General features: G+C 33.8%; 16 protein-coding genes. 12 read left to right on the top strand and 4 right to left on the bottom strand.

All coding sequences use genetic code 11. The annotated features are described in order from the left end of the window. Positions 1-14: 14 nt before the first annotated feature. From L3049_RS16875 to L3049_RS16860, 4 genes are all read right to left on the bottom strand, one after another. The gene (locus L3049_RS16875) at positions 15-2,159 is read right to left on the bottom strand and encodes a GumC family protein (protein ID WP_275110994.1); all 2,145 of its coding nucleotides are present in this window, start codon (positions 2,157-2,159) and stop codon (positions 15-17) included. Positions 2,160-2,234: 75 nt separating this feature from the next. Beyond that, complete coding sequence (locus tag L3049_RS16870) at positions 2,235-2,975, bottom strand: TolC family protein (RefSeq protein ID WP_275110993.1); 741 nt, start codon at positions 2,973-2,975, stop codon at positions 2,235-2,237. A gap of 10 nt (positions 2,976-2,985) precedes the next feature. Further along, positions 2,986-4,179, bottom strand: a complete 1,194-nt coding sequence (locus tag L3049_RS16865; RefSeq protein ID WP_275110992.1) for a sugar transferase — start codon at positions 4,177-4,179, stop codon at positions 2,986-2,988. 7 nt (positions 4,180-4,186) lie between these two features. After that, the gene (locus L3049_RS16860) at positions 4,187-4,549 is read right to left on the bottom strand and encodes a response regulator (RefSeq protein ID WP_275110991.1); all 363 of its coding nucleotides are present in this window, start codon (positions 4,547-4,549) and stop codon (positions 4,187-4,189) included. A gap of 533 nt (positions 4,550-5,082) precedes the next feature. Between L3049_RS16860 and L3049_RS16855 the strand changes: the two genes are divergently transcribed. From L3049_RS16855 to L3049_RS16800, 12 genes are all read left to right on the top strand, one after another. Beyond that, on the top strand, positions 5,083-9,432 hold the full coding sequence (locus tag L3049_RS16855; protein ID WP_275110990.1) for a CusA/CzcA family heavy metal efflux RND transporter: 4,350 nt from the start codon (positions 5,083-5,085) through the stop codon (positions 9,430-9,432). Between the two features lie 11 nt (positions 9,433-9,443). Then, complete coding sequence (locus tag L3049_RS16850; protein ID WP_275110989.1) at positions 9,444-10,568, top strand: efflux RND transporter periplasmic adaptor subunit; 1,125 nt, start codon at positions 9,444-9,446, stop codon at positions 10,566-10,568. Positions 10,569-10,663: 95 nt separating this feature from the next. Beyond that, positions 10,664-11,287 carry a methyltransferase family protein gene (locus tag L3049_RS16845; protein ID WP_275110988.1) on the top strand — a complete coding sequence of 208 codons (624 nt, stop codon included), beginning with the start codon at positions 10,664-10,666 and terminating at the stop codon, positions 11,285-11,287. Positions 11,288-11,290: 3 nt separating this feature from the next. After that, complete coding sequence (locus L3049_RS16840) at positions 11,291-12,178, top strand: LysR family transcriptional regulator (RefSeq protein WP_275110987.1); 888 nt, start codon at positions 11,291-11,293, stop codon at positions 12,176-12,178. A 141-nt stretch (positions 12,179-12,319) separates the two neighbouring features. After that, on the top strand, positions 12,320-13,183 hold the full coding sequence (locus L3049_RS16835) for a YeiH family protein (RefSeq protein WP_275110986.1): 864 nt from the start codon (positions 12,320-12,322) through the stop codon (positions 13,181-13,183). A 360-nt stretch (positions 13,184-13,543) separates the two neighbouring features. Then, positions 13,544-14,047, top strand: coding sequence for a nitrogen regulation protein NR(II) (locus tag L3049_RS16830; RefSeq protein ID WP_275110985.1), 504 nt, complete (start codon positions 13,544-13,546; stop codon positions 14,045-14,047). Positions 14,048-14,545: 498 nt separating this feature from the next. Beyond that, positions 14,546-15,097 carry a carboxymuconolactone decarboxylase family protein gene (locus tag L3049_RS16825; protein ID WP_275110984.1) on the top strand — a complete coding sequence of 184 codons (552 nt, stop codon included), beginning with the start codon at positions 14,546-14,548 and terminating at the stop codon, positions 15,095-15,097. A 184-nt stretch (positions 15,098-15,281) separates the two neighbouring features. Next, a complete protein-coding gene (locus tag L3049_RS16820) occupies positions 15,282-15,935 on the top strand; it encodes a DsbA family oxidoreductase (RefSeq protein WP_275110983.1) in 654 nt (217 codons plus the stop codon). A gap of 30 nt (positions 15,936-15,965) precedes the next feature. Next, positions 15,966-16,301, top strand: coding sequence for a DsrE family protein (locus L3049_RS16815; RefSeq protein ID WP_275110982.1), 336 nt, complete (start codon positions 15,966-15,968; stop codon positions 16,299-16,301). A 341-nt stretch (positions 16,302-16,642) separates the two neighbouring features. Then, positions 16,643-19,012: a PAS domain-containing hybrid sensor histidine kinase/response regulator gene (locus L3049_RS16810; RefSeq protein WP_275110981.1), complete on the top strand. Its 2,370-nt coding sequence runs from the start codon at positions 16,643-16,645 to the stop codon at positions 19,010-19,012. Between the two features lie 140 nt (positions 19,013-19,152). After that, positions 19,153-20,268 carry an aminotransferase class I/II-fold pyridoxal phosphate-dependent enzyme gene (locus tag L3049_RS16805; protein WP_275110980.1) on the top strand — a complete coding sequence of 372 codons (1,116 nt, stop codon included), beginning with the start codon at positions 19,153-19,155 and terminating at the stop codon, positions 20,266-20,268. Positions 20,269-20,606: 338 nt separating this feature from the next. Then, the gene (locus tag L3049_RS16800; RefSeq protein ID WP_275110979.1) at positions 20,607-21,938 is read left to right on the top strand and encodes a cytochrome ubiquinol oxidase subunit I; all 1,332 of its coding nucleotides are present in this window, start codon (positions 20,607-20,609) and stop codon (positions 21,936-21,938) included. Position 21,939: the final 1 nt, after the last annotated feature.

Here is a 21,939-nt window from a genome sequence, read left to right as displayed (position 1 = left end):
TCGTTAACTGCTTACTAAGAAATATTGGTCTTCGTATAAAACCTTAAACGCAATGCATTCTTGATAAAGCGTCTAAAATATGATCGTTTTTTTGGAAGATCACCCAATATATTTTCCATTTCTGTTAATTCAACACCATTTAATAGAATTTGGATTGTGTCTTTTTTTGCGACTGATTTAAAATCATTTAATGAATTTACATCTGCAGAAGACCAAGCTCTGTTTGCTCTAACCATCATTATTGCATAATCTGACTCTCCAACCAATTCAACAGGATAAGTGTTTTTCATCACATCTGGAATTTCAACAAAAACATAATCATAATCCTCTTTCTTAATATCATAGCCAACCAATTGACTTATCGTTTTGGCTCTATGAAACATTGGTGTAATTTCATATGATTTTCGCACATCCGATGCCTTTGGTTCGATATTGTTATGGGTTAGATACAAGCACTTATAACCTAGATCATTTAATTTATTCACCAACAAGTCAAAAACAAAGCTCTTCCCTTCCCCTTTTTGATTGCTAAAAAGTGTCATTTGAACAGGTTGATTATCACCTCTTGCTGCTGATTTTAGCAGTAAAAGCTTCCTAATCATGATTTCCAATGTTCGCTTTTTCACAAAATCGACATCTAAATTTTTATTTGGATGAAGAAGGTTTGGAAACATAGCCAAAACCTTATAACCAATTGCATCCTCAGCTCTTGCAACTGTCTTGATACTAGTATCTATAAACTCTAATACGATAATGATAAAAGCAGGTATAACAAATCCAATCATGAATGCGATAATGATCAAGAATTTTCTTTTACTAGCCCTTGCTTCGATAGGAAAAAATGGAGGTGTAACAATCTTTAAATTCGAATTTAATTCGATATTTTGCTGTTTAAGCTTTGCCTTATTTAAACTTTCTAGCAAGGATAAATACTTTTGCTCTGCAACGTTAATTTTTCGCTCCAGTCGTTTCATTGTGGCTCCTAAAGGCGCGTAACTTTCAAATAGTTTATCAAAATCTTTTTTGATCTCATTTCCAACTTCTAATTGAGCTTTAGAAGATTCAAACTCTATCATTTTCTCTAACCATCGCTCTAAAATCGAATTACCAGCAATTCCTTCTTTAGAATTATCAAAACGATATTGGGCATCAACTAATTCTCCCAATTTATCTTCAATAACGGCTTCTTGCTTTTTTAACTCAATCAATTTAAGCGAGTTCGCTTCGGTTTTAATCTCTTCAATTGGCGAAGAGTTCGTTAGCATCCAAACTTGATGCTTGATATCTGAAAGAGTCTCACGTAAAGCCAGCATTTCATTGCTATTCACCCTTCGTCTTTCATTTCTGGTCATTTTTTTCTCAAGAAGCTTTAAAACAGATACCACTGCCATGTGTTTCATCTGAATCTCGGTATACGTTAAATCAAACTGTTCTTTTTCCGAAGCAATATGTCTTGTTTGCTCATAATAATTAATAATATTATATTTCTTATTAAACTCTACAAGCTCTTCCTCTGCATAGTTCAAGTTAGATTCTGCATTATCAATTTCCTTTTGAAAATAACCAACTACAGCATCTGATTGGTTTACTTTTATATCTGAATAAACTCTAACAAATACTTCATTAATTAATTCTAAGGTATTTGCACAAACCCCAGGATCATCTGAATTAAAGGAAATTTTTACCATGTCACTAGATTGCACTCTAGCAACCTTTATCTCTTTAAGAATCTCCTTAGTACTATAATGTCTATGCCCTAAGTGAATTAATTCATAAATGAAATTCGTATGATCTGTATTTTTGTATTCTAAAAGATTTTGATAGGTTTTCTCTGGATTATTTTGAACGATTAAAGCCTTAACTTTCTCTGGTACAGTTTCCATTAAAAGCTTATAATGTTCTGGAAGAATTACATCTGACTTTGGCCCATCCAACAGCATATGCTTTGTAAATAAGCGCAAAGAAACCTCTTCAATTGTAGTCTTCGTTCTAACCAGGTTAATTAAATTATCGAAAGCTATTCTTGTCCCAAACAAATCTAGCTTCGATTCCTCTAACGATACGATAGATGATCCGGTAGCAATCCCAGTATAAATCCTAGTACTAGAATCATATAACTTGGGTTGATCTTGCGTTAAAAAGAATACTACGCACACCATTACTATGGGAGTAATAATTAGTCCTAGTAGGTGTTTTTGCAATAGTCGTATGAAGAAGATAATATTCAAAGTGTTCTAATTTTTGGTGATAACTGGCTTGCCTACAATTTCACTTAGAATTTGAATAGCGGTTAACAATTCAATTTTAACTTTTTCAAATTCCAATTCTGCATTCATTTTAATATCATTGACTCTAGAATATTCCGCTATGTTGATTTTTCCATTTACAAAATCTTTTTCGACAGAACTCAGGTGCATTTTCAATACTCCTAAAGATTTATTTCTCACTTCAACACTAGTATAACTTTTCAATACATTATTGTACTGAACAATAACCAATTGCCTGAGTTCTTTTATACTATTCTCCTTTTGATATCTAAATTTTTCTAGTTCTGCCTTTGCTTGTTTTACATTGGTACGGTCGGCAACTGTGTTCAATGGAATTTTCAAAGTTAAGCCTACACTATATCGTGTTTGTTCGGTAGATGAAGTAGTCGATTCTGTATTTAAATCCTCCGTAATTAAAAGGTTATCAAACAATCCATATTTAGCACTTGCTTCAAACCCTAAAGTAGTCATCCAATTTCTCTTCTCAGCCTTAATTTTTAATTCACTGATAATGATATCCGCGTTGTAAAATTTTAAAAGAGGAGAGTTTTGAACAGCCAAGAGTTGCATATCACTTAGAGGTATCAGCATATCACTAACATGACTCCCCTCTACAACTTTACTCACAACCTGTTCAACTTCCTGTGAAAGTGTTGATAAGATAGATGTTAAGAATAATAAACAAACAAGTGTAATTCTTCTAATCATAGATAAATTTTTAAACATTTTCTTTTTGAAATACTGCAGGAATCGTACGTAAAATGATCCATAAATCTTTCCAAAATGAATATTTACTGTTAGCAATTTCGACGTACTTATTATCAAGGCCTTTTCGCTCTTCTGGAGACATTTTAGAAGATTTACCTCTAGCTTCAACTTGCCATAAACCAGTAATTCCTGCGGGGCCATTAAATCGATCTGTCCACTCATCTGTTGTTAGCATTTCTGCTTCATACAAAGGTAAAGGGCGATTACCAACAATAGACATATCTCCTTTAATTACATTAATTAACTGAGGCAACTCATCAATACTCAACTTTCTAATGATCTGTCCTACTTTTGTAATACGAGGATCATTTTCGAATTTCACAAATGCTTTATCCTGTTTTTGTTTTTGTCTTTGTATGTGAGCACTTTCCTCAACTTCCTCTTCATCACCAAATAAAATGGTTCCTCCTGGATTTTCAGTGCTTTCTTTAATTATCTCGTCAGACTGTTCTTCTTCACCCTCAGCATTACTATACTGATTTAAATGTTCTAGTTCTTTTAATCTCTTATCAGCATCAGGATACATCGATCTTAGTTTTAAGAAATTGAAAATTCGATATCCAGTCCCAACCCTTTTCGAAATATAATACACCTTCCCTTTTGATTCTAGTCGAATCGCAATAATGAAAAGAAGTAACAAGGGAGAAATACATAACAAGCCAAATCCGGCAAAGAAAATATCGAAACATCTTTTAAAGAAGGGAGTCTTATATACTTTAACAGTTTTATCATTATCCTGTTTATTGAAAGACATATGTACTTGCAAAACTTTCAAAAAATTCACCCTATGTGCCAATTTTTCAGCATCAATTGGTTTAGCATATACATCACTAATTTTTTGCTGCATTGCTTTTTGTAGAATTTCAGGCTTCTTCTCTTTCACCAAAAGAATATAAGGTATTTTCTGATTTGAGTCGAATTTATCTACAAACACATCATGATAATCCAATCCATTTCTACCAGGCAATTCCATTTCACTAATTACACCATCAACCAATCCATTTTTCTCGATCCAATCGGATGCTTTTAAAGGATTTGCATGATGTATTAAATTTATATTTAGATCCTGTCGATTGAAATCGCTAAGGACAGCATCGTCAGTCCCAATGTACATTAGATTCAATTGTCTACTCCCTACTTCCATGATGTTGTTATTTAATCAAACGTTCGATTCTAATCATTAATTCTTCAGGATTAAACGGTTTCATAATGTAATCCTCAGCACCTAACTTTAAACACTCAACACGAATATTACTACTCTCTTGACTACTTAAAACAATGATTGGAATATCATTAAAATAACCACTTTCCTTTATTCGTTTTATTAATTCTATCCCATCCATAACGGGCATCTGAAGATCTGTTAGAATAATATCAGGAATATTACCAGATTGTAACCAACTGATAGCTTGCAAACCATCTTCTTTTGTGGTTACATCAAATGAATTTTGTAGAAATCGAACCATTAATTGGCTCATGGAAGGTTTGTCGTCAACAACTAAAATTTTCTTCATAAGTGAATATTAAATTGCTTTCTAGTGAAAGCATGAGTCTGATTTAATTAAATAGCGATTTAATTCTAATCCTTTCAGATATAAATTCTACAACCAATTTACGGCAGAATGCCTTTTTTGTTACTTTTTCATACTATAAACACAAGAAATTTCATTCAAAAAAAACACGCATACACATAACCTGTTTGTGCTGAAAACAATATACGTTTAATAAAAATTAATATTTTTCACATTAATTATTACACCACTCACACTAACTTAACTCTTATTAGTCTAAAATCTAATTGAATCACCAGATTTTTCTACCAAATCATAATTTATCGATTTACTTAACAAAAAACAAATCATTTCACCCTTATGTTATATTTTCATAACATTCAATATTATTAATAATTCTTTCGCTTGGTTCATTTAGAAGAGTTCATCAACGAAAAATTGAGAATATTCTTAATTGATTTCAATTAAACTCAAAATTTTATATAATAATCCTTAAATTTAAATATCATTATTTATTACTAACAATCACAAGCCCAATGTCAATGTTAGAAAAGATCATCAATTTCAGTATCCGAAATAAACTTATTGTAATTCTATTTACGCTCTCTATTGTTCTATTTGGATGTTACTCAATTTTAAAAATCCCAATTGGCGCTGTTCCCGACATTACCAACAATCAGGTTCAGGTAATTACTACTTCGGGAAATCTATCCACACAGGAAATAGAGCAATTCATTACCGCTCCTGTTGAGTTGGAAATGGCAAACCTTCCTGGAGTTGAAGAAATTAGATCAATTTCGAAATTTGGCTTATCCGTTGTTACCATTGTATTTAATGATGAAATTGGCACTTATCTTCCCCGCCAACTAATTGCAGAAAAAATTAAGGCAGCATCAGCGAATATTCCTGAAGGGTTTGGTTCTCCAGAAATGGGACCAATAACCACTGGATTAGGCGAAATTTACCAATACATACTGGATGTTAAACCCGGATTTGAAAATCGATATTCTGCAATGGATTTACGAACTGTTCAGGATTGGATTGTTAGAAGACAATTATCCGGAATTTCAGGAGTAGTTGAAGTAAACAGCTGGGGCGGATTTTTAAAGCAATACGAGGTCGCAATTGATCCAACTCGATTAAGATCCATGGATCTTAACTTGATGGAAGTTTTTGAAGCTTTACAAAACAACAACAGCATTTCTGGTGGTGCCTACATCGAAAAAACCAATCAATCCTACTTTATCCGTGGCGACGGGCAAGTAAAGTCCATTCAGGATATTGAAAATATTGTGGTTAAGAATAACAGCGGTATTCCCATTTTGGTTAGAGATATTGCCACGGTTCATTTTGGATATGCCAATCGTTTTGGAGCTATCACGGCAAACGGTCAGGGAGAAAAAGTTCTGGGTCAAGTCATGATGCTGAAAAATGCCAACTCCAAATTGGTGATTAATGAAGTAAAGGATAGAGTTGCTGAAATCCAGAAAAATCTGCCCGAAGGTGTTTTTATTAATCCAATATTAGAGCGAAGTGAATTAATAGGCAAAACCACGACTACTGTTGTCGAAAATTTGGTTTTGGGTTGCTTGATTGTAATGCTAATCGTCTTTGTATTACTTGGAAATATACGATCGGCATTGGTTATTGCTTCAATGATTCCTTTGGCACTTCTCTTCACGCTTTCCTTGATGTACATTTTTGGTATTGATGCTAATTTAATGAGCTTGGGAGCTCTCGACTTTGGAATTATAATTGATGGAGCCGTTATCATTGTCGAATACATTGCCATTCGGATCAATGTGAAAACTGATGAATTCAATCAAGCAAACAAAGAAGAAAAGAAAACCCTTATTGATAAAATCACCTTTACCGGAGCATCCAAAATGATGAATTCTGCCATTTTTGGGCAAATAATTATTCTCATCGTTTTTATTCCAATTCTATCTCTACAAGGAGTGGAAGGTAAAATGTTTAGACCAATGGCTCTTTCGTTTAGTTTTGCGATAATTGGTGCTATGATATTAGGCTTTACTTGGCTTCCTGTTGCCTCTTCCCTCTTCTTAAAACCTGAAAAAAAAGGCAAATGGAATATTGCGGATAAAATCATGAATTTAACCTATCAATCGTATATTCCCGTTATGAAATGGTCTTGCGGTCACAAGAGATTCGTTTTAGGAGCCTCACTGGCAGCACTTATTTTTACGGGTGTTTTGTTCTCGAAAATGGGAGGTGAATTTGTTCCTACACTTGATGAAGGTGATTTTGTGATTCAACCGGTTCTAAAAACAGGCACTTCTCTGTCAAAAACCGTTGAAATCTGCACCCAAATGGAAAACATCCTAATCGATAGTTTTCCCGAGGTAGATCAAATTGTTTGTCGTATTGGAGCAGCCGAAGTTCCAACAGATCCAATGTCGATGGAAGAAATTGATATGATTATAAAACTAAATCCTCGACATGAATGGACGTCCGCAAAAAATAAGGAAGAACTGGCAGATCTATTTAAAGAAGCTCTATCGATTATTCCCGGCATTGAATATGAGTTCACTCAGCCTATCGAAATGCGATTTAATGAACTATTGACAGGAGTTCGTGAAGATATTGCCATCAAGCTGTTTGGTGAAGATTTGGCATATTTAAATGAAAAAGCCAGTGAGATCAAGAAATTAATTGAAGATGTGCCTGGTGCGGCTGATATTATTTTAGAAAAAACAGAAGGATTGCCGCAAATGAGCGTAATCTACAAACGCAATAAAATAGCTCATTATGGTTTGGATATGAAAACGCTAAACTCCTATTTGGCAATGGCTTTTGGAGGAGAATCTAGTGGCAGTGTTTTCGAAGGTGAAAAACGTTTCGAACTAGTCGTTCGACTTCAAAAAGAAAATCGGGTGGACATCGAAAATGTTCAACAATTAATGATTCCTCTCCCAAATGGAAATCAAATTCCTATGAACGAACTGGCCGACATCTCTTTCTCGGAAGGTCCTGCAAAAATATCCCGTGAGAACACACATCGTATGATGTCGGTTAGTGTGAATGTTAGAAATCGTGACTTACAGTCAGTCGTTGAAGACATACAAAGTAGAATTGAGGGTACAATTAAACTGGAACCGGGAAATTACATTGTTTATGGCGGTCAGTTTGAAAATCTTCAGAATGCGTCTAAGCGCTTACTGTTTGCTGTTCCACTTGCCTTACTTCTGATCTTTATCTTCCTGCACTTTGCTTTTGGGTCGTTTAAAGATGCAGCTCTAATCTTTACCGCGGTTCCCTTATCTACCGTTGGTGGTGTTCTTTTTTTATGGATAAGAGGTATGCCTTTTAGTGTATCTGCAGGAATAGGCTTTATAGCTCTTTTTGGCATTGCAGTTTTAAATGGAATTGTGTTGATTGAACATCTTAAAGATTTGCAAGAAAAAGGAATGACCAGTATGCGAGAATTGATACTCACTGGCACAAAAGATCGACTTCGTCCGGTAATGCTAACAGCTGCGGCGGCGGCAATGGGATTCTTGCCAATGGCTATTTCGACAGGTGCTGGAGCTGAAGTACAACGCCCTTTGGCAACTGTCGTTATCGGAGGTCTTATTACATCTACCATGCTAACTATGATTGCCTTGCCTTTACTATTTGAAATCTTTTATAATGTCATCGGCATTCAATGGAGACCACTTCGATTCATCCGATCTAAATCTGCAATTACCGGCATCCTCATTGCCTTTTTATCGCTTACGGCAACTGCACAAACGAAGGAATTGAGCCTTGAAAATGCAATTGAAATTGCAATGGATAACAATAAGCAACTTCAAGCTTTCAAACTTGCCATAAAACAAAGTGAAGCCTTAAAAGCAAGTGCTTTTTCTATAGACAAAACATATTTCTATTACGAATACGATCAAAACAACATTGCGGAAAATGGTCATCCTCTCAAAATTTTTGGTGTAGAACAAACATTTAGTTTCCCAAGTGTTTACAGCGCACAATTGAAGGTGAATAAAAGAAATGTATCAATTACGGAAACCAATTATTACCGACAAAAACAGATGGTTTCCAAAAGTGTATCTCAAGCATATAATCAAATCCTCTATCTGCAACACAAACTAAAAGTATTTTTCAAAATAGACTCTTTATATACTAATTTTAGAAAAAGTGCTGAGATCAGATTTGAAAAAGGAGACATCAGTCAGATAGATTTATTAAATGCCAAGGCCAAACAACAACAAATAGCTACTGTTATCCAACAACTGAAGCACAATCTGGATATCGCCAATGAAAAAATGAAAGCTATTTTGCAACAGGATAGTGCATTTACAATTCCACTGCAGGAATTGAATAGAATTCCTATCGAGAACAATCTCGTTGAATCTAGTTCCGATTTACAAATTATGAAACTACAACGCGAACAACAATATGCCTTGCTTGGATTAGAGAAAAACAAGCTACTTCCAGATATTTCACTTGGCTATTACAGAGGAAGCAATAAGTATGCTAAGGCTCAAACCTACCAAGGTTTTCAAATTGGATTAGCAGTGCCACTATTTTTCGGAGAACAAAAAGCACGAATAAAAGCCAACAAAATTGCCTTAGACATTAATCAAAACATGCGAAGTAATTTTCTAATTAATCGCGAAGCAAAACAGGAAGAATTGCAAATAGAGTTGATGAAATTTGAAGAATCCATCCAAAACTATGAAGATTCAGGTCGGAAATTGAGTGAAGAAATCATAAGAATAGCTCAAAAATCATATCAAATGGGTGAACTGGACTTTTTCCAGTATGTTGTAAGCATTGAAAATGCATTAAATCTGACCCTAAATTATCTCGATAATCTTGCTCGGTACAATAATCTTGCTCTTGAAGCCAACTATCTTAATAAATAAAACCTAATATCATGAAAAGCTATATCCTACTCGCCAATATACTATTAACAATGTGTTTTTTTGCATGCAAGCCAAAAACACCTCCCATTAATCCCATCATTAACGAGAGCGAACAATTAATTCAGATTTCCAAGCAACAATTCATAACCGAAAAAATGGAAATTGGCAGGGCGACTACGCATTGCTTTGAGGACTTAATCTCCTGCAACGGATCCATTTCAGCACCTCCAAATGGAATTGCCAATATAAGCACACCTATTTCAGGTATTGTAAAGAGTATTCATTTCACAACTGGCGATTATGTGAAAAAAGGTCAAGTGTTGTGTCAAATTGAATCCAATGAATTGATTTCCCTTCAGCAAGATTTCGCGGAAATCTCAGCCCACATTCCAAGTATTAAGGCGGCTTACGAAAGAAACAAAGCGCTGTACAACGAAAAAATTGGCGCCAAGAAAAACCTTAACTCCTCTGAAAGCACCTACAAATCAGCAAAAGCAAAATATGAAAGTTTAGAGTTGAAATTAAAGATTTTACATCTCGACACAAATAAAATAAAAGAAGGCGACTTTTACTCTTCTCTTTCATTAACAGCTCCAATAGATGGCTTTATTACCAATTACAATATGATTCTTGGTGAATTCGCCGAACAACAAAAATCCTTACTTGAAATTGTGAATACCAATCTGCTCCAAGTTCAAATTTCGGTATTCGAAAAGGATATTCAACGGCTAAAAATAGGACAGATTGTACATTTTAAAACCCTAAGTAATTCTGATAAAATACATACCGCACATATAAGTGCAATTGGAAAAGGAATCGATCCGAAAACTAAAACCATTCTCTGTTTGGCTAAAATTGAAGAAGAGGCAAAAGGGAAATTATACAATGGATCATTTATCGAAGCTGAAATTATTACAAATGAAAAAGATGCAAAGGCACTTCCGAGTCAGGCAATTCTTAAATCAGGCCCCGACCGATATGTTTTTGTAATTGATAAAAGTGACGGACAAAACTATTATCTGCGCAAAGAAAAAATAAAAACTGGAAGTGAATCTAAAGGATTTACAGAAATTGTAGGTTCTCAAAACCTAGCTAAGATTCTGACTAAAGGAGCTTACAACATTTCCCTTAATTAGAGATAATTGATAAAAAGACCTTTTTCCGATGTATATCATTTAGAAAGTAAGAAATAGTTCTCTTTCAAACAGAATCTATTTCTTACTTTTACCTGATGATTTCAACACAACATCTTCTCCTCTCATTATTATTAGTACTCTGGTGCATTTTTCACAGCAGTTTAATTTCCAACCGTTTTCTCGCATATATTGAACCAAAATTGGGTAAACACTTTCGAACTTATCGGATACTTTACAATTTGTTCTCTCTGATTACATTTCTACCACTTATTTTGTTTTCCTATTCATTAAAAAGTGAAATGATTTTTGACTGGTCGGGATATTTTCAAATTGGCCGTATACTAATCTTACTAACCTGCTTTTTTCTGTTTTTTGCAGGTTCGAAATCATACGATTTATTATCCTTTTTAGGCTTTCGCCAGATTCAGCAATCAGAACATCATAAAACAATGTCTGATGATGGAAATTTAAGCACTGCAGGAATACTCAGCATCATTCGTCATCCTTGGTATACGGCAACTTTTTTATTTATTTGGTCAAGAAATATAGATATAAGTGCATTAATTGTAAATGCAATATTTAGCATTTATCTGATTGTTGGTTGCTATCTGGAGGAAAAAAAACTAGTCCTCGAATACGGAGAGGAATATCGAATTTACCAGCAGAATGTATCAATGCTATTTCCCTGGAAATGGTTGAAAACAACACTAATTGGATAAAATATGGATTATCGTGATGAAGTATTTATTGCAGTAGCAGAAAACCTTAATTTCTCAAAAGCAGCCGAAGAACTATTCATAAGCCAACCTGCAGTTACCAAACACATTAAGGAGTTAGAAAGCAAATTAGAAACTGCTCTTTTCGAACGAAAAGGAAACAAGGTTTACCTAACTAAATCGGGTAAATTGGTGTATCGTAGCCTTAAACAAATCAAACAGCAATACCGTGATTTGGATTACGAACTGGGCAGATTAAGCGAGGCATTTAATGGTTCTTTACGGATTGGTGCCAGCTCAACCATTTCTCAATACCTTATTCCATCGGTTATTGCATCTTTTCATAGGCGTTATCCAAAAATAAAATTGGATTTATTCAACGGTAATTCTTTTGAGATGGAGCAAAAACTACTCGATAATGAAATTGATTTGGCTTTGGTGGAAAATGAAAAATCTAATTCGAACATCAAATACATGGATTTTTTGGATGATGAAATTGTTGTAGTTACAGGAACACAAAGTGTGTATGCCAAACGCAAAAACATTAAATTAAGCGATATCCAGGAAATACCTTTGGTGCTTCGCGAAAAAGGCTCTGGAAGCCTTCAGGTAATTCAGAAAGCCCTTGCCAAACAAAACATAGATCTGGAAAAATTAAACATTCTAATTCACTTGGGAAGTACCGAAGCCATTAAAAATTTCCTTTGTAATTTTGATGGTATTGCCTTGATCTCAGAAAAGTCGATTGAGAAAGAAATAAAGCTAAAAAGTCTTTGTAAACTAAACGTTAGTGAATTGAATATTCATCGAAAATTAAGAATGGCATTGCGTAAAGGACCTGAATTAAAAATTCCTGGATTATTTATTGATTTTCTGAATCACTATAACTTTTAGCTATAATTAATAACATTTTACAATTTCCACAAGCTATTAATTAGCTGTATTTTTGTTTTACAAAACAAAGAACAAAAACGAATGCAGCTATTCTCTAAAAAATCAAGTTATCTATTCTTCATTGGGATTATTCTCTGCTTTGTGCCAGGATTTTCACCGGCGATTGCTTTAATTATGGGACTCTTCTTTTCCATGTTTGGAATTAAAACCAATCGGTTTACCAAACACACATCTTCAGTATTGCAAGCTTCCATTGTACTAATGGGTTTTGGCATGAATCTAAGCATGGTAATGGAAGCATCAAAATCAGGTTTTGGTTTTACTGCAGTTTCGGTAATTGCAACCATTAGTATTGGATTACTATTGGGTAAACTTTTAAGGGTTGAGAAAGCAACCACCATATTAATTGCTGCAGGAACGGCCATATGCGGTGGCAGTGCAATAGCTGCAGTTGCGCCAGTAATTAATGCAAAAAACAAACAGGTTTTGTTCGCAATGGCAGTTGTTTTTGTTCTTAATTCGCTCGCACTAATGCTATTTCCTATTATTGGTCATTATTTTGAAATGAGTCAGGAAACATTTGGTTTTTGGTCTGCAATCGCAATTCACGATACCAGCTCAGTAGTAGGTGCATCAGCAGCCTATGGAGAGCAAGCTTTAGAAATTGCCACTACCGTTAAATTAACTCGTGCACTTTGGATCATTCCTGTTTCAATTGTATTCGCAATTTTCAATAAAAACTCTGACTCAGGTAAAATAAAAATACCTTGGTTTATTGGAGTCTTTGTATTGGCAATTATAGTTGCTCATCTGTTCCCTCAATGGCAAGAAGGTTTTGCACATTTAAAGTGGTTAGGCAAAAAAGGAATGGTCATTGCTTTACTATTTATCGGTTCAAGTATTTCTGTTTCTGAAATCAAGGAAACGGGTGGTAATACTTTTTTATTGGGAATTATCACTTGGATTATAATCGGAGGATCATCACTCTATTTCTTGCAATTTTAGATCAAAAGAATTACACTAAATCAGCAATTACATCTGGAACACCTTCCATGACATTCTATTAATCTTCCTTTAGCATGTTAAAACTTTACAAGCAAAGACTCCGATTTCTAATTCACTTGTAATTCGAGACAATACAAAAACATTTGTCTCAAAAGCATTTCACTCCAACTCTACTAAGCCAATGAGTGAACAAAAAAATCCACTCTATTCTCTTACATAAATACCATTAATCAGATTTTATGTGAAATAAATCACAATAGATTTTATCTTTCCATAATATTTTGAAATTATCATAAAATTACATAAATTAGATAAAACAATTCAAATCCTATTTGAATCAAATAATTTCGCTGACAAAAAATGCAAACTGACTTAACACATACCAATGAGCGCTTTAGTGTCTTGAGTGAAGACAGTGAATTTCTAAATTTAATTCTCAATAATATTAGCTCATGCATTATGCTTTTAGATAAAGATCTAAAATTAAGAGCGTACAACAATCCTATGCTAAGCATATTCTCTAATAAAAGAGATGAAAATTTAATGTATCGAAAGTGTGGAGATGTAATTGGATGTGCTTATCAAATAGAAGAACAGAAGCTATGTGGTACTACTAGTATGTGCCGCACATGTGAATTAAGATTAGCAGCTCTTCATTCTTACGTTAATAATGAAGCTATTTTCAGAGAACACATTACCAAACCTTTTTTCGATTACGACGGAAAAAAAGAAGATAAAGATTTACAGTTTTCAACACGATTGTTTACCTATAAAAAGGAAAATTATATCATCATTATTTTAGAAGATATTACACCTTTAATGACCATGAAAAAGAAGATGGATAAACATTTAAATACTACTTAAATTAAGAAAACTACTACACCACAATAATTACATCAGTGAAGAGAGGAATACAAAAAATTGTGTTCCTCTTTAATTTATTACAATGTCTCGTACTCCTTTAGCTTTCAACAAAATGTAACACTATGGAGAATATTCCTGAAAACAATTGCATTCGAAAAGCTTCAAAAGCTACATACAAGGCAATTTTATAGTATAAATTCTCAACGTACTTTCTCCGTTTAAGAGGTAAAAACAATGTTTTAACATTTTTTAGAAATTAAAACTTGCAAATTACTAAGCGTACGTTTAGATTTGTCGCATCAATTATTAATTAAGAAAACACTTATTGATTTCGATGCAAGGATTTTTTATGGCTACTAGTTATTTTGAACAACAAGCCTTAGGCGATTGCATCGAAAACGCATTTGAAAATTTAAAACATTTTTTTTATTCTTAATCTAAGCGACTGCATAGATTAAGATAACAATCAAAAAATTATAATAAATTAAAGAAAAAATCATGACTACATTTAAAATTCACACAGTAGAATCAGCACCAGAAAACAGTAAGCCTTTATTGGAAAATTCGCTAAAAGCATTTGGAATGCTACCCAACTTACATGCAATACTAGCCGAGTCTCCAAGTACTCTTGAGGCATATCAGATACTTCATAAATTGTTCGAAAATTCTTCATTTAATAAAGAGGAATTAACCGTTGTATGGCAAACTATAAATGTAGAACACGAATGTACTTATTGTGTTCCTGGACATACAGGTATTGCTAAAATGATGAAAGTTGATGATGCGATTACCGAAGCATTAAGAAATGAAACCGCAATGCCTACTGAAAAACTTCAGGCATTACACGTTTTTACTCTTGGCCTTGTTCGTAAAAGAGGAACTGTTAGTGAGGCTGAATTAGAGGATTTCTTTTCTGCAGGATACGAACAACGACATGTGTTGGAAGTTATTTTAGGTTTATCACAGAAGGTAATTAGCAACTACACAAATCATATTGCAGAAACACAAATTGATGCTCCATTCAACAAGTATGCATGGAAAAAGCAATAAAATAACATCTGAAAATATGAGAATCATTTAACAAAATTCAGAGTTCAAAAAAAGAATCTCAATAATCGCCATTCCAGAAATACTAGACAGGAAAAAGAATCAAAATATAACAAATATGAATTTGTTTTGAACATTTGGCTTGAATTCTCCATAAATTAGGACTGATGATTAAAATACAAATAAAATGAACAACAAAATAAAACTAGACATCATTTCAGATGTGGTTTGCCCGTGGTGTATTATTGGGTACAGACGATTGGAGCAAGCCATATCAGAAATGGGAATACAAGATCAAGTTGAGATTGTATGGCAACCTTTCGAATTGAATCCCGATATGCCACAAGAAGGAGAAGACATTCTAGATCATGTAAAACGCAAATATGGTAGCTCTCCTGAAGACTGGAAGCGTTCGCAATCGAATATGGCAAATCTAGGAGAGGAAGTTGAATTCACATTTAATTTCTTCGAAGGGAAAAGAATTGTTAATACCAGAGAAGCGCATATTTTACTTGATTACGCAAAAGAATTTGGCAAGCAAACCGAATTAAAAATGCGTTTATTTGAATCGTATTTTAGTGAAGGAAAAGATGTCTCTGATAGACAAATATTAGCGGAGGTAGTTCTAAAAACAGGTTTAAATGTTGATGATGCAATTGCTAAACTTGATCAAGTAGATGCTCGTGAAAAAACACTAAGACAAGAGTCTTTTTGGAGAAATGCAGACATTACCTCTGTACCAACAATTGTTTTTAATCGATCGAGCACACTTAATGGAGCTCAATCTGTAGATGTATATAAAAAAGTATTAGCTGACTTGCTTGAACAAAAAGAACTATAAACATGTCGTTTAAAATTACAAAATAACAAGATGGACAAACTAAACATACTTTGGACAACAACCAATAAGGAAACGGTAACAAATATGATTTCAATGTACTCAACCAATGCCTTAACTCAATCTTGGTGGAAACAAGTCAACGTAATTGTTTGGGGTGGCTCTGCAAAATTAATAGCTGAAGATGTTGAGATTCAAAACGAAATTCAAAAGATGCTAAAAGTAGGTGTTTCGATAGAAGCCTGTCTTGCATGCAGCGATGGATATGGGGTAACCGACACTCTAGTACAACTTGGTTTGGATGTGAAATATATGGGGGAACCATTAACAGATTACATCAAAAAAGGTGAAAAGATTTTGACTTTGTAAACAAATATAAACCTGATTTATTAAATGAAATATTAGTTTGTATCCACACCTAAAAACCTCACCATTAGAATGATTAAGAGATAGGCAATATTATATTCCTATCCCTTTTTCTTCTTTAATTTTTATAAAGCTCTATTAAATTTTCAACTAAACGAACTCGGTTATTTCAGATAAATACTTTCATACTATCCCAATTATTGATTTGTATTAAATCATAGATCGAAAACTTGCGATATCTATTTCAGACTTGCTTATCTTTTGTATTTATTGTAATTTAAAATACTTGTTGCCTTATTCAATAAGACAAAATAATACACACAACTGCACACTACCTAATAAATATGGAGAATTTACATGCAAAGTCGAAAGAGGAATTGATTGAACAAATTCACCGCTTAACTGAAGATAAAAAAATTATAGCACAAGCTATAGATTCACAGACTGATACTTTTTTTGTTTTCAACCCCGAAACTGGAAAAGCCATCCAATGGAACAAAGCATTTAGCACCTTATCTGGATATAGTCATAAAGAGATAGCTAAATTGCCAGCTCCAATATCCTATTACAGTAAAGATGATTTAAATAAGGCTTCTAAATTCATCAATGAAATAAAAAATAAACAAACTGGCATAATTGAATTGACCTTAATTTGCAAGGATGGAAGTAAAATTCCTACAGAATATAATGTTTCTGCAATAAACGATCCGAATGGTACACCTAAATATTTTATCTCTATTGGAAGAGATATTCGAGATAGAATAAAAATAAAAAAAGAACTTAAAAAAAGGGAAGCCTTTTTAAATAGCGTGATTGATCAAAATCCATATGCTATGTGGATATCTGATAACAAAGGAAATTTACTACGTACTAATAAAGCTTATTGTGATTTACTAGTACTTACAACTGAAAACCTCATTGAAAACTACAATATTCTCGAAGATAAAACGGTAAAAGAACAAGGAGTTCTTGATCATGTAAAAGCCGTTTTCCAAAAAGGTAAAATTGCACATTTCAATTTGAGGTATAATTCAAAAACAAAGAAGAATTCAAAAAGGAAAAATAATATTGGATTGTTTCTGGAAGTGACTATTGCACCCATAACAAACAGTAAGGGGAAAGTGACAAATGCCATAGTAATCTGTAACAATATCACCGAACAAAAACAAGTTGAACATAAGTTTCTGGAAAGCGAAGAAAACTTGTTGGATGCTCAAAAAATGTCGCACCTAGGATATTGGAAATGGGACGTAACAACAGGAAATTGTGAATGGAATGCAGAAACATACAAAATATTTCATCTGGACCCAGACGAATTTACGCCTCAATTAGACTCTATAATGAAACTGTCTCCTTGGCCAGAAGATAATGCCCGAGACCAGGAAATTATACAACGAGCCATTGATAAGAAAGAACAAGGCTTCTTCGAACAACGATTTCTTCGTCCAGATGGAAGTACAGGATTCTACTCCTCCACTTTCAGAGGCATTTGGAATGACCAAGGTGAATTGATAACTATGGTAGGTACTATTCTTGATATCACGGAACAAAAGAAAATTGAACAGGAATTAAGAAAGGCTAAAGAAAAGGCTGAAGAAAGCGACACTCTTAAAACAGCATTTCTTGCAAATATGAGTCATGAAATTAGAACTCCAATGAATGGAATTCTAGGATTTGCTGATTTGTTAAAAAGCCCTGAATTAACTAGCGACCAACAACAGAAATACATTGATATTATCGAGCAAAGTGGAAATCGAATGCTTAGCATTATTCACGATTTAATTGACATATCAAAAATAGAAACAGATCAGGTTGAGATCATTAAGGAAAAAACGGAACTTAACCAGATCATGGATAATCTTCACTCTTTCTTTAAACCGGAGGCGGATAAAAAAGAACTTGAGCTATATCAGTCAGCACCCCTAACAGAAGAGGAATGTATTATTGAAACGGATAAAACAAAACTAAGCCAAATCTTAACCAATCTAATCGGAAATGCTATTAAATTTACAAGTACAGGACAAATTAAATTCGGTTATACCAAAGAAAATGACAATCTCTTGTTTTATGTAAAAGACACGGGTGAAGGTGTACCTTTTGAAATGCAAGATATTATTTTTGAGCGCTTTCGTCAAGCTGATACAGCTCCGTCTAAGGTCGTTGAAGGAACAGGTTTGGGCTTACCAATCTCCAAGGCTTTCGTAGAAAAAATGGGAGGTACAATTTGGCTTGAATCAATTAAAGGGAAAGGTTCTAGTTTTTACTTTAGATTACCTTACATTAAACCTAAGAATAAAGTACAGCTTCCAAATATCAAGCATAATTTTGCAGAAAACATGCAAAAAGACCTAACTGTTCTTGTTGCAGAGGATGATGAAATCAGTTTTCAATACCTTAAAGAACTGCTAAGTCAAGCAAATATTAATGTTTTGCATGCTCCTAATGGTGTTGAAGTTATTAAATTATGCAAACTTCATGATGATATTAACTTGATATTAATGGACATTAAAATGCCTATTTTAAATGGACTTGAAGCAACCGAACAAGTTAAAAAAATTAATGCTAAACTTCCTGTTATAGCACAATCAGCTTATGTTAGTATTAAAGATAAAATAAAAGCCAAAGAAGCTGGATGCGACGCTTATGTAGAAAAACCTATTGACAAAGATGATCTTTTTTCTCTAATTGAAAAATATACAAAAGATAAGATTTAGAAATTTATAACTTCTCTATTTTTATAAAAGCCTTTGGATTATCAAACTTGTTGGTAAATTTTAATAAACCTGGAAGCACATACCCTATTGATTCAGTCCTTTTTAATATCTACATTGAGATTGAAACCTAACCTACAATTATGAAAATCAATCATTTTATACTCGAAAGGTATTTTGCCAAACATGAATTTACTGCAAAATATTTACTTTCTAGTTCCGACTGCGATGGATATGCGCTAAAGTATGTTCTTGATGGCGCCTCAACTGAAGAATTGGCTCTTTGGGAAAACATGACACTTGGTTATACCGAAAGTGAGGGTAATCCACTATTAAGAGAAATAATATCAACCAACTACAAAACACAATCTATTGACAACATTATAGTTGCAACACCTGGAGAGCTAAATTTTATAAGCATGAATGTTCTCCTCACTTCTTCTGATCATGTAATAACTGTTGCTCCGTGTTATCAATCCTTATACGAAGTGGTAAAATCAATTGGAAGTGAACTTTCTAACTGGTATCCAAGCCAAAATGATTGGACTTTTGACACAAAAAAACTAGAGCAACTAATAAAGCCAAACACGAAACTTATTATTCTCAATTTCCCGCACAATCCTACGGGAAGTTACCTGTCATTAGATCAACTTAATGAAATTGTACGAATTGCAAGAGAGAACAATATTTACATCTTCTCGGATGAAATGTACCATAAGTTAATGGTAAGCGACATGCTGGAATTGCCACCGTTGTGTGATCTATATGAAAAAGGCATAAGCCTTTGGGGTGCATCTAAAACTTTTGGTTTAGCGGGATTACGAACAGGTTGGTTAGTTAGTCAGGATAAAGAATTTCTCGCACATGTAGTTTCTTATAAAGACTATTTAAGTATATGCAATAGTGCTCCAAGTGAAATATTAACAATTATGGCATTGAATAATATGGATCGCTTCCTATTACCTAACCTAAAGAAGGTAAAACGAAACATTTCTTTGTTTTCGGAATTTGCTAAAAATCAGAAGGTGATAGAAAACTTTGTACCTCCACGTGCAGGTACAACATCATTTGTAAAATTGAAAATCGATTGTTCTGCCTTAGAGTTTAGCGACCACTTGGTAGCTGAAACAGGTATCATGACTGTGCCAGCAGAAATGTTCGAGTATGAAGGCAAATACATCAGAGTTGGCTTTGGAAGAGAGAACTTCCCTAAAATGCTGGAAATCTTAGAAGAATACTTCAAGAAGTTTCACTCCTAATATCCTATTGAAAAATTAGAATTATTAAAAACGAACAAAACATAAAGGTTCGGGACTAGTTCCTGAACCTTTTTTATTTCACATGATACACAGTTTGTCTTATAATTTGGCACTAACATTATCATCATTTTATTATGTACCGTACGATTAAGTTTACTTTCAAGCTAATAAACCTCACTTCAACCCATTACCTTTCACACGAAGTAAGGACTATCGTTCTTAATAAAACCTAAGTGAAATATACACATGAGAGATAATTCACAAAAAGAAAAAATATCATTTCTCTTTGATAACAAAATGAATAAAAACCCTTATTTTTAACGCTTAAAAATAAGGATATGGAGGACATGATATTTTATGATAGATTGCAGTTTGCATTTACTATCACATTTCACTATATATTTCCACAATTAACAATGGGACTATCTTTAATGATAGTCTATTTTAAATGGAAATATTTAAGAACTAAACTTGAAAAGTTTAACAATGCGGCAAAATTCTTCATGAAGATTTTTGCCATTAACTTTACCATGGGCGTTGTAACAGGAATTCCAATGGAATTTCAATTTGGTACCAACTGGGCTAAATTCTCGGAACTTACTGGCGGAATTATAGGACAAACCTTAGCTATGGAAGGTATGTTTTCATTTTTTCTCGAATCTTCCTTTTTGGCCCTTTTCATTTTTGGTGAAAAACTAATGGGGCAAAAACTACATCTTTTAACGGGGTTCTTAGTCTTTTTAGGTTCCTGGGCCAGTGGTTACTTTATTTTAGCGACCAATGCCTGGATGCAACATCCTGTTGGTTACGAAATTTTAGAGAATGGGAAATTCGTATTAACTAATTTCTCGGCCTTATTCAGTAATCCTTGGTTGATACCTGCCTTCTTACACAATCAGTTTGCATCTGTTGTAACCTCATCCTTTGTTGTTGCCGCTATAGGTGCTTTTTATGTATTGCGAAATAAAAATCTGGAATACGGAAAGTTATTTTTAAAGACGGGAGTTATTTTCGGTTTTGTTTCGAGCATGCTCGTAGCTGTCCCAACGGGAGATTGGAATGCTAAGAATGTAGCCAAATACCAACCTGCTGCTTTTGCCGCAATGGAAGGAATTTTTGAAACCGAAGAAGCAGGTGCCGAAATCGTACTTATTGGTCAGCCGAATATGGTTGAGAAAAAGATAGACAACAAAATTGCCGTTCCTAACATCTTAAGCTTTTTAACTTATCAGGATTGGAACAAACAGATTCCGGGAATGGATCAATTTACAAAAGAAGAATTACCCGATAATATTCCTGCTCTCTACTACTCCTATCATATTATGGTAGGATTGGGTACTATATTCATTGGATTAATGGGCATGGCACTATTCTTTCTATGGAGAAAAAAACTCTATACAATGAATACATTGCTTTGGGGCATCATGTTCGCTTTCCCATTTCCATATATTGCAAACATGACTGGATGGTATGTTGCCGAGCTAGGACGACAACCCTATTTGGTATATGGATTATTAAAAACCGTTGATGGAATCTCTCCTACCGTTTCATCAGGCAATACTTTATTTACCCTATTGGGATTTGTTGGTTTATATATGCTACTGGGCTTACTGTTCCTGGTCTTGGTTGGAAAAACAATTCATAAAGGACCGGAAACTCAAACACATTAAT

The organism is Labilibaculum sp. DW002, from assembly GCF_029029525.1.
In the GTDB taxonomy this organism is placed as follows: Bacteria; Bacteroidota; Bacteroidia; order Bacteroidales; family Marinifilaceae; genus Paralabilibaculum; species Paralabilibaculum antarcticum.
Note: the sequence above shows the minus strand (reverse complement) of the source record. Positions and strands in the feature narration are given on the sequence as shown.

What these genes read in the sequence shown, in the direction of transcription:
- L3049_RS16875 (WP_275110994.1), bottom strand. Translation starts at nt 2,159, where the DNA reads ATGGTGTGCGTAGTATTCTTTTTAACGCAAGATCAACCCAAGTTATAT.
- L3049_RS16870 (WP_275110993.1), bottom strand. Translation starts at nt 2,975, where the DNA reads ATGATTAGAAGAATTACACTTGTTTGTTTATTATTCTTAACATCTATC.
- L3049_RS16865 (WP_275110992.1), bottom strand. Translation starts at nt 4,179, where the DNA reads ATGGAAGTAGGGAGTAGACAATTGAATCTAATGTACATTGGGACTGAC.
- L3049_RS16860 (WP_275110991.1), bottom strand. Translation starts at nt 4,549, where the DNA reads ATGAAGAAAATTTTAGTTGTTGACGACAAACCTTCCATGAGCCAATTA.
- L3049_RS16855 (WP_275110990.1), top strand. Translation starts at nt 5,083, where the DNA reads ATGTCAATGTTAGAAAAGATCATCAATTTCAGTATCCGAAATAAACTT.
- L3049_RS16850 (WP_275110989.1), top strand. Translation starts at nt 9,444, where the DNA reads ATGAAAAGCTATATCCTACTCGCCAATATACTATTAACAATGTGTTTT.
- L3049_RS16845 (WP_275110988.1), top strand. Translation starts at nt 10,664, where the DNA reads ATGATTTCAACACAACATCTTCTCCTCTCATTATTATTAGTACTCTGG.
- L3049_RS16840 (WP_275110987.1), top strand. Translation starts at nt 11,291, where the DNA reads ATGGATTATCGTGATGAAGTATTTATTGCAGTAGCAGAAAACCTTAAT.
- L3049_RS16830 (WP_275110985.1), top strand. Translation starts at nt 13,544, where the DNA reads ATGCAAACTGACTTAACACATACCAATGAGCGCTTTAGTGTCTTGAGT.
- L3049_RS16825 (WP_275110984.1), top strand. Translation starts at nt 14,546, where the DNA reads ATGACTACATTTAAAATTCACACAGTAGAATCAGCACCAGAAAACAGT.
- L3049_RS16820 (WP_275110983.1), top strand. Translation starts at nt 15,282, where the DNA reads ATGAACAACAAAATAAAACTAGACATCATTTCAGATGTGGTTTGCCCG.
- L3049_RS16815 (WP_275110982.1), top strand. Translation starts at nt 15,966, where the DNA reads ATGGACAAACTAAACATACTTTGGACAACAACCAATAAGGAAACGGTA.
- L3049_RS16810 (WP_275110981.1), top strand. Translation starts at nt 16,643, where the DNA reads ATGGAGAATTTACATGCAAAGTCGAAAGAGGAATTGATTGAACAAATT.
- L3049_RS16805 (WP_275110980.1), top strand. Translation starts at nt 19,153, where the DNA reads ATGAAAATCAATCATTTTATACTCGAAAGGTATTTTGCCAAACATGAA.
- L3049_RS16800 (WP_275110979.1), top strand. Translation starts at nt 20,607, where the DNA reads ATGGAGGACATGATATTTTATGATAGATTGCAGTTTGCATTTACTATC.